This is a genomic window from Flagellimonas sp. S3867, assembly GCF_014698935.1.
Lineage (GTDB): Bacteria > Bacteroidota > Bacteroidia > Flavobacteriales > Flavobacteriaceae > Flagellimonas.
On the sequence record NZ_JACVMN010000002.1, the window covers coordinates 1,002,968 to 1,016,859 of the forward strand.

At 38.4% G+C, this 13,892-nt stretch carries 16 protein-coding genes and 1 tRNA gene; 7 read left to right on the top strand and 10 right to left on the bottom strand.

The features are described 5' to 3' along the window. Nucleotides 1-23 precede the first annotated feature (23 nt). Nucleotides 24-1,130, bottom strand: a complete 1,107-nt coding sequence (locus tag IAG46_RS12260) for an AraC family transcriptional regulator (RefSeq protein ID WP_190810636.1) — start codon at nt 1,128-1,130, stop codon at nt 24-26. Between the two features lie 63 nt (nt 1,131-1,193). Between IAG46_RS12260 and IAG46_RS12265 the strand changes: the two genes are divergently transcribed. Genes IAG46_RS12265 through IAG46_RS12280 form a run of 4 tightly spaced genes read left to right on the top strand, consistent with a single transcriptional unit; the run spans nt 1,194 to nt 4,534 of the window. Then, nucleotides 1,194-3,233, top strand: coding sequence for a S9 family peptidase (locus IAG46_RS12265; protein WP_190810637.1), 2,040 nt, complete (start codon nt 1,194-1,196; stop codon nt 3,231-3,233). Next, complete coding sequence (locus IAG46_RS12270) at nt 3,226-3,660, top strand: hypothetical protein (protein ID WP_190810638.1); 435 nt, start codon at nt 3,226-3,228, stop codon at nt 3,658-3,660. The genes IAG46_RS12265 and IAG46_RS12270 overlap by 8 nt, the downstream gene beginning before the upstream one ends. A 49-nt stretch (nt 3,661-3,709) precedes the next feature. After that, complete coding sequence (locus IAG46_RS12275) at nt 3,710-4,117, top strand: DUF2141 domain-containing protein (RefSeq protein ID WP_190810639.1); 408 nt, start codon at nt 3,710-3,712, stop codon at nt 4,115-4,117. Nucleotides 4,118-4,141: 24 nt separating this feature from the next. Further along, a complete protein-coding gene (locus tag IAG46_RS12280; protein WP_190810640.1) occupies nt 4,142-4,534 on the top strand; it encodes a DUF423 domain-containing protein in 393 nt (130 codons plus the stop codon). A 2-nt stretch (nt 4,535-4,536) separates the two neighbouring features. Here IAG46_RS12280 and IAG46_RS12285 read toward each other — a convergent pair whose 3' ends face one another. The 9 genes from IAG46_RS12285 to IAG46_RS12325 form a co-directional block, all read right to left on the bottom strand. Then, on the bottom strand, nt 4,537-5,061 hold the full coding sequence (locus tag IAG46_RS12285; protein WP_190810641.1) for a nuclear transport factor 2 family protein: 525 nt from the start codon (nt 5,059-5,061) through the stop codon (nt 4,537-4,539). Between the two features lie 3 nt (nt 5,062-5,064). After that, entirely contained in the window at nt 5,065-5,778 is a 714-nt protein-coding gene (locus IAG46_RS12290) for a hypothetical protein (RefSeq protein WP_190810642.1), read from the bottom strand. 28 nt (nt 5,779-5,806) lie between these two features. Next, entirely contained in the window at nt 5,807-6,559 is a 753-nt protein-coding gene (locus IAG46_RS12295) for a DUF4097 family beta strand repeat-containing protein (protein ID WP_190810643.1), read from the bottom strand. A 19-nt stretch (nt 6,560-6,578) separates the two neighbouring features. Beyond that, nucleotides 6,579-7,370 carry a zf-HC2 domain-containing protein gene (locus IAG46_RS12300; RefSeq protein ID WP_190810878.1) on the bottom strand — a complete coding sequence of 264 codons (792 nt, stop codon included), beginning with the start codon at nt 7,368-7,370 and terminating at the stop codon, nt 6,579-6,581. Between the two features lie 2 nt (nt 7,371-7,372). Continuing rightward, nucleotides 7,373-7,897, bottom strand: coding sequence for an RNA polymerase sigma factor (locus tag IAG46_RS12305; protein ID WP_190810644.1), 525 nt, complete (start codon nt 7,895-7,897; stop codon nt 7,373-7,375). A gap of 118 nt (nt 7,898-8,015) precedes the next feature. Beyond that, a complete protein-coding gene (locus IAG46_RS12310) occupies nt 8,016-8,165 on the bottom strand; it encodes a hypothetical protein (protein ID WP_190810645.1) in 150 nt (49 codons plus the stop codon). Beyond that, on the bottom strand, nt 8,165-10,357 hold the full coding sequence (feoB, locus tag IAG46_RS12315) for a ferrous iron transport protein B (RefSeq protein WP_190810646.1): 2,193 nt from the start codon (nt 10,355-10,357) through the stop codon (nt 8,165-8,167). The genes IAG46_RS12310 and feoB overlap by 1 nt, the downstream gene beginning before the upstream one ends. Beyond that, nucleotides 10,354-10,596, bottom strand: a complete 243-nt coding sequence (locus IAG46_RS12320) for a FeoA family protein (protein WP_190810647.1) — start codon at nt 10,594-10,596, stop codon at nt 10,354-10,356. The genes feoB and IAG46_RS12320 overlap by 4 nt, the downstream gene beginning before the upstream one ends. Nucleotides 10,597-10,684: 88 nt before the next feature. Next, nucleotides 10,685-11,359: an SCO family protein gene (locus tag IAG46_RS12325; RefSeq protein ID WP_190810648.1), complete on the bottom strand. Its 675-nt coding sequence runs from the start codon at nt 11,357-11,359 to the stop codon at nt 10,685-10,687. A gap of 152 nt (nt 11,360-11,511) precedes the next feature. Here IAG46_RS12325 and rseP point away from each other — a divergent pair, with 152 nt between their 5' ends. The 3 genes from rseP to IAG46_RS12340 all read left to right on the top strand — a co-directional run bounded on the left by rseP (nt 11,512) and on the right by IAG46_RS12340 (nt 13,845). After that, nucleotides 11,512-12,867: an RIP metalloprotease RseP gene (gene rseP / locus IAG46_RS12330; RefSeq protein ID WP_190810649.1), complete on the top strand. Its 1,356-nt coding sequence runs from the start codon at nt 11,512-11,514 to the stop codon at nt 12,865-12,867. Between the two features lie 69 nt (nt 12,868-12,936). Further along, nucleotides 12,937-13,010 (top strand) — tRNA-Asn (locus tag IAG46_RS12335). Nucleotides 13,011-13,251: 241 nt separating this feature from the next. Then, a complete protein-coding gene (locus IAG46_RS12340; RefSeq protein WP_190810650.1) occupies nt 13,252-13,845 on the top strand; it encodes a Crp/Fnr family transcriptional regulator in 594 nt (197 codons plus the stop codon). The last annotated feature ends 47 nt before the right edge of the window (nt 13,846-13,892 follow it).

Consider the following 13,892-nt stretch of genomic DNA (forward strand, 5'->3'; position numbering starts at 1 on the left):
TTGTACGTCTCAAAAAGTGCTTTTTAACCTAAATTTTGGATTTTAAATTCCTTGGGAGTCACGCCCGTATAGCCTTTAAACAATCGGTTGAAGGTTGCCTTGGAATTGAAACCAGCATCAAAGGCCAGACTCAAAATCTTCAAATGGGAATTTTTGGGATCCATCAACTTTTCTTGAACATCCTTTACTCGATATTCATTAACAAATTGGTAAAAATTCTTGTGGAGATGTCCATTCAACGCTTCAGAAATAGACCGTTCTGAAATTCCGATAGTCTTGCTCAAACTTGTCAGATTCAGTTCAGGGTTCCTGAAAAGTTTTTCCATGGTCATAACGCCATGAAGTTGATCTATAATTCTAATGGACTCCTTATCCGGAATATCAGTGGAAAAATCCTTTGGTTTGGTAATTTTTATTGTTTGAGCTTGTCGATAGCCATGTATGCTAATCCAATAGAGCATGCAGGCATACAACAATAGAATGGCGGCCCTATATTCATTCCATTGATTGAAAAAAACCATTCCGCTAATGCCACTGCTTACACATAGGAAAACAAATATCAATACAAAGGAAACAACAATGACCGCAATGGTTTTTTTAACCCATTCAAGGTCAATTTTCGTAAAACTGGAAACATTGTTGAGCAGTTGCCGTTGATACTGTTTCACTAATTTAAATGAAAGTACCATATAGGTTAAGATGGAAATAACCGCCATGGATTCCAAAAGCTCAGCCACAAAATGAAACCAATGATACGGAAAATGGTTTCCGGTATAAACCAAATGATAAATGCTGTGGATATAGTTAAGGATAAGTGGGGAGAAATGCCATAGGTGTTTTTTTGTGAACCTAAAACTTGGGTTGGTCAAGGTGCGAACATAAAAGTAGAAAGCGGGTCCAATCCAATATGAAAATGAAAAAGGCATCCATGCCAACCACCTATACTGGTTCCAAAAGGATGGATCCAACATATAAGGGGTAAAAGTCAGGCACATACAGATCAAGGCTAATGAAAGAAATCGATTGGCGAATCGGTTTTCCTTTTTTTCCAACAACAGAAAGCCAAAGACAAAGCCATTGGCAACAGCGCAAATTGTTATAAGTTGAATGATGGAAATATTGAGTTGCATTCGCAATTTCGTTTTGAGGCGTCTTCCTTTTCTGCTACCTTTAAAACTACAAATTTCAAAACTATGCGGAGACTTCTTCTTTTCCTAATTGCAGCCAGTGCCCTGCAATTTTCAACGGCACAAAAACAAAATTTTTCATACCTCGATGTGTTCGGTTTGCAGTATGTTTCTGACCCTCAAATCTCCCCAAATGGGGAATGGGTAGTGTACCGCAGAATGGGTTTTGATGTTATGAAAGATCGTTCCGCAGGAAATCTATGGATTATTAATACGGATGGAAGCCAGCACCAAAAGTTAACGCTTCGTGAAGCAAACGAAAGTAGTCCGGTATGGTCCCCTTCCGGAGATCGCATTGCATTTTCTAGCAGTACCGATGAAGGCTCGGAAATTTATATGTATTGGGTAGCTTCCGGTAAGGTGGCTAAACTTACGCAGTTGCCATTCAGTCCAAGTTCATTGACCTGGTCTCCGGATGGTCAGCAACTTGCCTTTTCCATGAACGTACCTAAAGACCCACCAGTTATTGCCAAGATGCCGAAAAAACCAAAAGGCGCAAAATGGGCAGAATCACCACGAATCACGGATCGTGTTTATCACGAAGCAGATGGTAGGGGCTATATAAAACCCGGGTTCAATCATATTTTCACTCTTCCGGCAGATGGAGGGGCGCCACGCCGGATCACTTCGGGAGATTGGCACCATAGAGGCGCATTATCCTGGGCCAAAGATGGCAGCAAAATCTATTTTTCAGCGAATCGGGTAGAAGATTGGGAGTATCGTTTTCGCAATAGCGAAATCTACTCGGTAAATGTAGAAAATGGCAAAATCAATACCTTGACCGATAGAAATGGACCCGATTATGGTCCAAAAGTATCTCCAGATGGCAAGTATATAGCCTATTTGGGTTTTGAAGATAAAGTTCAGGCCTTTCAAATAAGAAAAATACACATCATGAATGTTGACGGAACGGGCAAAAGAGTGATCTCTAGTGCGTTGGACCGGACTATTTCAGACATTCATTGGAATGCCAAAGGTGATGGACTCTATTTTGCTTATGATGATAAAGGCAATGGTAAGATTGGACAAGTTTCTCTTTCAGGTGCAGTTTTAAAACTAATCGACAATGTTGGAGGCACTTCTTTGGGAAGGCCTTATGCCAGTGGGTCGTTCAGTGTGTCAAAAAATGGAATCATTGCATATACGCAATCCCGACCCAGTTACCCTGCAGAGCTGGCGATTCGTAAACCAAAGTCCAAAAATTCCATCAAGATCACTAATTTAAATGGGGCACTGCTAGACTATCGAGAGCTGGGCAAGATAGAAGAGGTTTGGTATAAATCCTCTATTGATAATCGTGACATTCAGGGATGGGTTGTTTATCCGCCCAATTACGATGCGTCCAAAAAATATCCCTTTATGGTGGAAAATCATGGAGGCCCAATTTTGAATTATGGTGATCGTTTTTCTATAGAAATGCAGCTATATGCATCCGCAGGGTATATTGTTTTTTATCCCAACCCCAGGGGAAGTACCAGTTATGGAGAAGAGTTTGCGAATTTGCTTTACAATAATTATCCCGGTGAGGACTATAATGATGTTATGGATGGGGTAGATCACTGTATTGCAAAAGGAATTGCCCATGAGGATCAATTGTTTGTTACTGGTGGAAGCGCCGGAGGCATCATGTCTGCATGGATGATTGGAAAAAACAACCGATTTGAAGCCGCTGTTGTGGCAAAACCTGTGATGAATTGGATCAGTAAGACTTTGGTTGCGGACAATTATTTTTACTATTTCGACCACCGTTATCCTGGCCAACCTTGGGAAAATTTTGAAGGCTACTGGAAATTTTCTCCCATTTCACTCGTTGGTAATATAGAGACCCCAACTATGGTCATGGTGGGCATGAACGATTTACGCACCCCACCCAGCGAGGCCAAACAATTGTACCATGCCCTAAAACTGCGCAAAATTGAGACGGTACTGGTAGAAATTCCAGGCGCAAGTCATGGTATTGCAAGCAAACCTAGCAATTTGATCACTAAAATTGCCCATACGGTGGCTTGGTTCGAAAAGTATAGGACGGATAAAGAAAATGAGTAAAAGAAAACGACATTGGCTTTGGAATGTACTCATAGTACTTACCCTGGCAACATGTATTTTTGCCTTTGTGATCCACTATAGAAATTGGCACAAGATTGAAGAGGGAGAATTAAAGATTCTATCCGGAATTTATTATCAAAAGATTCCCATTTCGGAAATTGATAGTATTATGTTTGTCGATAGGATTCCAGAACTGGAACGCTCCAACGGCTTTTCTTGGGAGGTTACGGAAAAAGGGGTTTTTAAAGATTCATTGACTGAGACCAAGGTCTATGTTTTTGTAGACGACCTAAGACAACAAAAAATACGGTTGGTCCATAACGATTCTCTTAAAATCTTCCTCAACTTTAAGGATAGCCTGGAGACGCAGAAGGTATACCACCTTTTGAATGAAGAATTGTTGGCCAACCTTAAAGACCCAATTTGACTTTGCTGTCGTATACGTTTAAGAAATATAATTTTGTCCCAAATTAGATATGAGAACACTTACTTTATGCACTTTCGTGATTCCAGTATGGCTTTTTTCCCAAAATACCATCTCGGTTAAGGTACACAATGTTTCATCTGAAGATGGAAAAATAAATGTAGCCGTTTACGATTCGGACGAATCCTTTTTAAAGTTTGACAAGGTATTAAAAACAGGTTCCGTGGAAGCACAAGAAGGAATGGTAGCTTTAAAAATTGAAAATATGCCGGCCGGCGAGTATGCTTTGGCCGTTTTTCACGATGAAAATTCCAATAATAAACTGGACACAAATTGGTTGGGAATTCCGAAGGAAAAGGTGGCGTTTTCAAAAGCAAAAATGCACACTTTTGGACCTCCCAAATACAAGGAGTGCGTTTTTAGTGTAAATTCAGACTATGAAATCAACATTGAGCTGTAACGAATCTAAAACACAAAAGCTTTAATGGAAACCATTTTGTTGACACAGTTTATTGCAGGTCTTTTTGGATTATTGGCTGTTATTTTTGGTGCATTTGGCGCTCATGCCTTAAAAAAGAAACTGACCCCGGAGCAGCTACAAAGCTTTGAGACCGGAGTCAGATATCAAATGTATCATGCTATTGTACTATTGGTTTTGAGCTATAATTTTGGTTTTGACCGTCCTTTGGAACAATACATAGTCTATTGTTTTATTCTTGGAATCTTTCTTTTTTCATTTAGTATTTATGGGCTGTGCTTGAGCGCTGCCAGCGATAAAAAACTTCGTTTTCTGGGACCGGTTACCCCGATTGGCGGATTGTTTTTGGTCATAGGTTGGGCATTATTGCTGTACTCGTTTATAGCTCCAATGCTTTAAACTCATTCAATGTTCACAGGTGTTATCTTGTCATAAAACCAAGGTGTATGTTGGTTGGTAACGGCAACCCATTTCCATTTTTCGTTTTGTTTTTGGGCGTTTAGCGTCATGAGACCAATTTCCTTAAAAGTGGTGTCCGCTGGATTTTCTTTTTTGAACCAAAACATCTTCCAAGAATAATAGGCTAGTGCATTATTGCGGTCCAAGAAGCGGATTTTTGGGGTACCAATCTCATAATAGTAATCCAAGGAATCATTTTTAGTAAACATTAGGTGAAACTTTTCCAATTCCTTTTTACCTGCAAATAAATAGCCTTGCGAATTTATCCATGTAGCATCTTCTGAAAACTGTGGCATTACCAAATCAAGATTTTTATCGATCATGGATTTTTCACGATTTTGAATCATCTTCACTAAATTCAAAGAATCTTCTTGAAAAGACCCTTGAGTTTGACTGAAGTGATTTTCTTTTTTGCAAGCGGGCAGCAAAAACCCAATGCAACATAAAAACAGATAGATTTTTTTCATCTGCTAAAGCCTTAGGTACATATTGCCGTTGATAGTGTTCAATCGAAGACGGTTAGTTGCACCGCTAAAACTTCCCTCCACTTTTTGTCCCACATGACGGTCGGTAACTTTTAACTTCAATTTTTCATCCGCATATATATTACCATGAATGGTCTCCGCCGTCAATCGTGAATTGGCCATGACCAAATCAATTTCTCCATTAATGGTTTTCAAATCGAGATTGCCATTGTATTTTTTAATATCAATATTACCATTGATTAAGTCTGCCGTAAAGTCCGCTTCAATGATATCGGCTTTTAGATCTCCATTTATGCTACTCACAGAGAAGTTTGCATTTTTGGGCACATAGAGCACATAGTTAAACTCATACATGTCACTGGTATAGTAATGTCTACGACCATCTTTAGTTTGGCGTTTATTCCATTCATCATGGAAAGCTTTGAGTATAGCTTTGGTTTCAGATGAAATACTGATAAAACCATTACTTTCTTTAATGTTGAGCTTGTAAAGGTCTAAATACTTTCCATCTTCAGTGGTGATGTCAGCTTTGAAGTAAACAGTGGATTTGTCCCAGGTCTTTACTTCGATATCAGAAGCAAATTTTACTTCGACATCAATAATCTGATTGCTGTAGTTGATGTTTTTCTCAATGACTTTTTGGGCATTTAATGATAGACAGATGAAGCCTAACATTAGAATGATTACTAAATTTTTCATGACCGCTCGTTTTTTGATGTTATGTTGATTATTGTTTTCTTAGATAGATATTGCCGTTGGTTGACTTTAAGGAAATATCAACTCCGCCGCTATTGATAACAGCTCTTACTTTTCTTCCAGAGATTGATTTTAGCCCATCTTTTTCTTCCCTTTTTATATCAAAATTGGTGTAAATGTCCCCGTTAGTGGTGCTTAGCGTCAAATCTGCTGGGGTATTTTCTGGAAGGGATACATCAACGCCGCCATTTGTGGTATAAATGGAAATAGGGGAGGATTGTTTTACGGCGCCAAATGCTACGGTAATTTCACCATTTAACGCATTTGCCGTTACAGGTCCGTTTATACCCGTTATTTCAATACTGCCATTAAGTTGGGCATCTGCTTCAATTTCTCCGGAAAAACCATCAATTTCAATGTCTCCTGCCCATGTACTTTTAACGGATACATTTTGACTCTTGGGAAGGTGTATTTCTGCACCTTCAGATTTCCTTAGACTTTTTACGATCAAAGTGTTTCCATCTTGCACTACATAGAAACCAACATCGGTGTTGTCTGATCCACCTTCGCCTACAAGTTTCAGTCCTTTTGCTTTTACAGATACTTTTGAACTTCTACTTCCTTTGATTAACAACTGATTGGAATTATGGGTTTTTAATGTGATGTCTGATTTGGATTCAATTTTCACCCATTCAATACCATTTAGTGATTTGGTAAAGTCGGTCTGTGCATTTGTGATTGCGCAAAAAGCTAATGCGATTAAAAGAATTGTTACTTTTTTCATGATTTTCGTTTTTTGATATTTATATAATTTTTGGTAAACCTAATTTGATTTCTTTTTTGATAAATGGTTGGGTGTCCTCTTGTTCCAGTAATTTCTGCATGGGTGCAATCGCCTTCTTTTCCTGTATACTTACCAAGGCCTGAATAATTGCTATTTGTATGCTTGGATTTTTCTCAGTTTCAAGGGCTTTTATAAAAGCGGTCTTGACAGTTTCAGAAGATGTAAATTTTGAAAGTGCTTCAAAAGCATTCAGCCTCACATTATCATTTTCATCATGGAGCAACCTATTGGTTAGCGCCTTTACAATAGCTTCATCCGGATTGGGAAACTCCTCAATATAATTCACCCCTTGTATGCGTTTGCTGGCCGATTGGTTTTCCATTAGTGAAAGCATGGCGGTTTGTTTTAGTTGCAGGCTCTCGTTTTGTACAAAGGCCAGATCGTCATTGGACTTTTTTTGTTGAAAAACACTTCCCATTTGGAACGAGGCCACCAGAAGTGCTATGCTAGCAGCAACTTTGAGCATGTTGGAGGCCCATGAAGATTTTTTATGTTCCTTAGAGAGTGTAACTACTTTGGTTTCGGTTGCTTTTTCTAACTCTAGCGCTTCTTCAAATTTTGAACGAATCTTGTCTGAAGGAACAGACACCGGCTCATCTGCGATGGCTTTAAAAAGAACTTTAAACTCTTCCAATTCTTTTTGGCATTGAGCACAAGTCAATAGATGCTTTTCTACCTCAGCGGCTTTTGCATTTGATAAAATATTGTCCAAATATTCTGGAAGTAGGTCTGAAACATGTTGTTTTTTCATGACTATATACTTTCTAAATAATATCCTTTTAGTTTTTTCAAGATTCGGCAAACTCTTGTTTTTACAGCTCCGGGCGTACTGCCCATAATTTCTGCCAATTCTTCATATCGTATTTCTTGAAACTTGTTTAAAATGACCATCTCTCTATCTGTCTCTTCCAACCTGTTCAGGGCATTTTGCAAGTGCGAATAATCCTCCTGTTGATCTTCTCCATTCCCTGTCGATTTGTATTCAAGCACACTAATGTCTTCATGATTCTTCGCATCTCTTCGAAAGTGGCTTTTTAAACTGTTTCGAGCTATTGTAAATAGCCAAGACACAAATGAGCCATTTCTATAAGAATTCCTATACTTGATTAGCTTGTAAAAAACATCTTGTGTCAAATCTTCGCTCAACATACCATCTCCACTCATTTTGTATAAATAATTGTACACGTGTTTATGGTGTCTATTAAAAAGCACCTTGAGCAAATCAAGATTGCCATCGGCAACTTGCTGCATTAGTATTTCATCTGAAGGCTCTTTCAAAAGATGTTTTTAGTTGGTGTTACTTTATATAGTCAGGAAATTAAAAAAGGTTACATGGGAAGTGAAATTTTTTTATCACTCCGCAATATGAATATAAAGTATAATGGATTAAAAGAGGTCAGTCACAGCCACATCCGTCCTGTCCACAGGCTTTGGATGCATTCTTTTTGTTTCCCAATAAAGATTTGGGCAATACAAACTTCCAGACCAAATAACCTACCGCCAAGATTAAGGTAATATAAACAAGAATTTGCTGAAGAATTTCCATTAGTTAAGGATTTGAAAGGCAGCTAATGCTACAAGATACGCAAAAACACTCATAAAGAGGAGTTGAAGTAAGGGCCATTTCCAGGTATTGGTTTCCCTTTTCACAATGGCCAGGGTGCTCATGCACTGCATAGCAAAGGCGTAAAACAGCATTAAAGAGATACCGGATGCCAAATTAAAAAGGGGTTGCTGCCCAGAAGAATCCAACTCGGCTGCCATTCTATTTTTAATGGTCTCTTCCTCATCACTACCCACACTATAAATAGTTGCCAGGGTACCCACAAAAACCTCTCGGGCAGCAAATGAAGTCAAAACAGCGATACCTATTTTCCAATCGTAACCTAAAGGTTTAACAATGGGTTCTATAGCCTTACCGGCATATCCAATATAGGAATGTTCCAATTTATAACTGGCGATTTCCTGTGCTCGGGCTCTCTCATTTAAGATTGGGGTAAGAATCTGCAAGGAATCTTGCTTTGCGTTTTCCGAATACGCATCAAGGTTGTTTTTAATATAATTTTTGCTGTATGGCGTAAGGCCCTGTTCTTCTATTCTTTTGTTAACGATGCTTTCGGCATTTTGGAATTTCTCAGAAATTCCGTTCGAACCCAAAAACCAAAGCACTATAGAGATGGCCAAAATAATTTTTCCTGCCCCAAACACAAAACTTTTGGTTTTTTCCAATACCGTATAAGCCACATTTTTTAGTAAGGGCAATCGGTAAGTTGGCATTTCTATCATAAACAACGAACTACTTTTTATTTTGAGGATTTTGTTCAGAATCATTGCCGAAAAAATCGCCATTCCAAATCCGATGAGGTACAATAACATTAGTGTTAATGCCTGATAGCCTAACCCAAGGAAACGTCCTTCCGGGATTACCAGGGCTATGAGAATTAAATAAACGGGAAGTCTTGCTGAACAAGTCGTAAAGGGTGTGACCAAAATGGTAATCAACCGTTCTTTCCAATTTTCAATGGTTCGGGTAGCCATTACAGCCGGAATTGCGCAGGCGGTTCCAGAAATTAATGGAACCACACTCTTCCCGCTTAACCCAAAAGGTCGCATCAACTTGTCCATTAAAAAAACCACTCGACTCATATATCCTGATTCTTCCAACAGGGAAATAAAAAGGAACAAAAAAGCTATTTGGGGAATGAAAATTACAATACCACCTATTCCGGCCAAGATACCTTCAGCCAATAAATCGGTAAAAACACCTGGCGGCAACGTATTTTTTATCCATTCGCCGGCGGTTGCAAATTGTTCGTCAATGAAGTCCATAGGATACGTGCTCCAATCAAAAATGGCTTGGAAGATGGTTAGCAGAATCAAAAAGAAGATGGCGTATCCAAAAATTTTATGGGTCAAAATTTTATCCAAGGAAGCCCTAAAACCTTTGGCAGCTTGAAAGTCTACTTTGTAGGTTTCTTTTAAGGTATTGTTGATGAATTGATAACGAAGAACAGTCTCTTTATGCTGTAATTTTTTTAGTTCTGTTTTAGATTTTGTAGAAAAGGAAGTAGCATCTTGAATGCGCTTCTTTTCAATGGGCATAAAGTTTACGTCTTGGGTGATTACCAACCAAAGCTTGTACAAGTCCTCATTTGGAAAGGTCTTTTGTAAACGCGAAAAGTACTCTGGGGAAATTCTCGTAGTGTCAACATTCGGGCCATTGGACAATGATTTATAATCAGCAATGAGTTCTTTTATGCGTTGAATACCATTGTTTTTTCTGGTACTGACAAGAGCGATTTTGGTGTCTAATTTTTTCTCCATCTCCCTGACATCCAACGAAATTCCTTTTCTGGACATCCGATCAGCCATATTGATAACCAAAATGGCGGGGATCCTTAGATCTTTTATTTGGGTGAAAAGAAGCAGATTTCTTTTTAGATTCTCTACATCGCTAATTACAACGGCAACATCTGGATAGTCTTTATCATTTTTATTGAGCAGCAGTTCCACAACCACACTCTCATCCAAAGAAGTGGTGTTCAGACTATAGGTTCCGGGAAGATCAAGAATATGGGCTTTAACACCTCTCGGAAGTTTGCATATGCCCTCTTTTTTTTCAACGGTGATGCCGGGGTAGTTGCCCACCTTTTGTTTAAGACCTGTAAGGGCGTTAAAAACAGAGGTTTTTCCGGTATTGGGATTGCCAATCAGTGCAACATTAATGTTCTTGCTCATATGGCTTTAGGGTCTTCTTGAATTTCAATTTCAATCTGTTTGGCGAGAGACCGCCGTATGGCGATATGGCATCCATTTACATTGATATAAATGGGATCATTTAAAGGGGCTACTTGCACAAGTTCAACCGTATTTCCGGGTAAGCAACCTAATTCCAACAATTTAATGGGAAGAATGGTAGCTGAAAATTCCTTTATCACGCCCTTCTGCCCATATTCCAATTCCGCAACAGTAGCCACTAATTTTATTTAGATTGATTTTAAGTAAGAGCAAAAATAGGTAAAAAAGCGAACATACACGATGCAAAATGTCATAGGAAGATCGAGTTTATTCTTTGTAACTCTTCTTTAGTATTTCCAAGTCGGAAAGCAACTTTTGAATTTCCTCGCTGTTGGTGCCATCATAAAACCCGCGAATTCTACGCTCCTTGTCAACAAGAACAAAATTTTCGGTATGAATCATATCATAAGGGCCGCCATCACCATCATTTTTTACCGCGAGATATGATTTTCGGGCCAGCTGGTAAATTTGCTTTTTATCGCCAGTGACCAGATTCCATTTGCTGTCGACAACACCTTTTTCAAGGGCATATTTTTTTAATTGTGGAACGGAGTCAATCACAGGGGTAACAGAATGGGATAGTAAGAGCACATCTTTATCCTTCATTATATTATTTTGAACCTCTACCATGTTCTTGGTCATAATGGGGCAGATGGTCGGGCAGGTGGTGAAGAAAAAATCCGCAACATAGATTTTATCCTTGTAGTTTTCTTGGGTAATCTTTTCTCCATTTTGATTGGTGAGTTCAAAATTCGAAATGGTGTGGTATTTCTTTTTGTAGTGCAAGGTGCTATCTACCAATGACGGGTCTACCATTGAAGGTTGAAATACTGGAAGCATTTTTTTGGGCTGCAAGGCATTGTAGAACAAATAAATGATCACAACGGACAATCCAAGCAGCACAATTCCGAAAAACTTATATTTTGAGAAGAAAGATAACACTGGGTGCAAAATTACAGACGGCTCTCGGATTCATCATCATAAAAATGAATTTTTGGTGCTAAATCTTTCTTAAATCATTGGAGTGCCCAATTCGCTGTTTTTTTATGAGGGGCTAAAAGTTTACTTTTGTGCGTTTTAACAGATTATAGCTGATGAGCCCCATTTTAATAAAGACCATACAATTCTTTCTTAGTTTGTCCCTACTGATTGTACTTCATGAACTAGGACATTTTATTCCTGCCAAAATATTTAAGACGAGGGTTGAAAAATTCTACCTCTTTTTTGATGTTAAATATTCTCTTTTCAAAAAGAAAATAGGCGAAACCGTATACGGAATCGGTTGGCTTCCCCTTGGTGGATATGTGAAGATTTCTGGTATGATCGATGAAAGTATGGATACCGAAGCAATGAAAGAAGAACCAAAACCTTGGGAATTCCGAAGCAAACCGGCTTGGCAACGTTTGATCATTATGCTTGGTGGAGTGACGGTCAACTTTATTCTTGCGGTAATTATCTACATAGGAATGGCGTATTCTTATGGCGATCAATATATACCAATGGACAGTTTACGAGATGGTGTTTGGGTAACCGAGAAAGAAATTGGGGATAAGGTTGGGATACAGACGGGAGATAAAATTGTTGCCGTGGATGGAGAAAAACTGAAAACCTTTAATAGTGTTTTTATTGAATTGATCAATGGAAACACGATTACGATTGACAGGGGGGGGGAACAAATTGAAAAAGAAATCCCTGTTGATTTCATTTCAACCCTGTTAGAGGATGAAGAAAAGGTCAGATTTTTAAGTTTGCGGGCACCTTTTGTGGTAAATAAAGTCTCTAAAGGATCCCATAATGCAGCTACCGGATTTGAAGCTAAGGATGAATTTTTAACCATTAATGGGTCCGAAGCTGTTTACAGAGATCAGGTAATCACACTTTTGGAAGAAAACAAAGGTCGCGACATCAATGTAAGAGTAAAGCGTGAGGATGGTAGCCTTGCAGATTTAGTTGCCAAAGTAGATGATGAAGCTAAACTCGGAATAGAGATAGGAGGCTTTACCATGGAGGATCTCGAAAACAGGGGATTATTTAGGATTCAGACACAAAAATATACTTTTCTAGAGGCCATTCCAGCTGGTATCGATAAAGGGGTAACCACATTATCTAGCTATGTAAAACAACTTAAAAAAATATTCAACCCGTCTACTGGAGCCTATAAAGGCGTTGGTGGGTTTGCAGCCATTGGCAGTATGTTCCCTGACACATGGGACTGGACGGCATTTTGGTCTACCACGGCATTGATTTCCATTATCCTTGCGTTTATGAACATTTTACCAATACCAGCTTTGGATGGGGGCCATGTAATGTTTTTACTTTATGAAATGGTAACAGGCAAAAAACCTAGCGATAAATTTTTGGAATATGCCCAAATGGTTGGTTTCTTCCTTTTGATTGCACTTTTACTATTTGCAAATGGTAATGATTTATATAAATGGCTTTTTAAATAGAAAAGCACTTTTTTTGTTTGGGACGTTATAAAGAAACTCATATATTTGCACCCGCTTAGGATAAAAAATTCCTCCTTAGCTCAGTTGGTTAGAGCATCTGACTGTTAATCAGAGGGTCCTTGGTTCGAGTCCAAGAGGGGGAGCAGTAATAGTAAGGCTTTAGAGAAATTCATACTCTAGAGCCTTTTTTATTTGCACGCAATTTGCACGCGGATTGGGAAAAATTTTATTTGGAGTCAAACTTTAACATTTCAGTCTAAAATTTTCCAGAATTATTTGCGATTTGTCCCAAATACTTACCCTTAAACTTTGCGCACAGATCCTGCTCCACTTTTAAATTTCTAATTAATTCTTTAAATTATATCCTTTCAAATACAATAAGAATTGAATTTTAAAGAAACCCATAATCTTATACTTAACAATGTATCTCGTTTTATTCATTTAACTGATTTAGAAAAGCAGAAGTACATCTCTTTATTGACCGAAATTGAGGTGGAAAAGAAAACTTTTCTTATGCAAGCTGGTGAGGTTACCAAGTATGAGTATTTTATCACTAAGGGATGTTTGAAAGTATACACCTTAGATAAAGAAGGTTCACCCCACATCTCAATGTTTGCTGTTGAAGATTACTGGACGGGAGATTTGTCGAGCTTTATGACAAAAGAACCGTCGATGTATTTTATTAAAGCAATTGAAACTTCGGAATTGTTGGGTATTTCAAGAGCAAATTATGACTTACTATTTCAAGAGATTCCAAAATTTGAGCGGTTTTATCGCAATCTATACCAAAAGTCTTTAATCAGTTATATACGGCGTTCAAACTACGGCATATCTTTAACCGCAGAAGAGAGATATGTTGAATTTAAAAAGAAGTATCCACAAATTGTCAGTAGAATTACCCAAAAAGATTTGGCTGCCTATATTGGGATCACCCCTGAGTTTATGAGTAAAATTATCTCAAAGGTCAACCGAATGTAAAAGTCTTAAACTAGTTCATTTTTTTTCACGCTTTCCAATTGGAATTT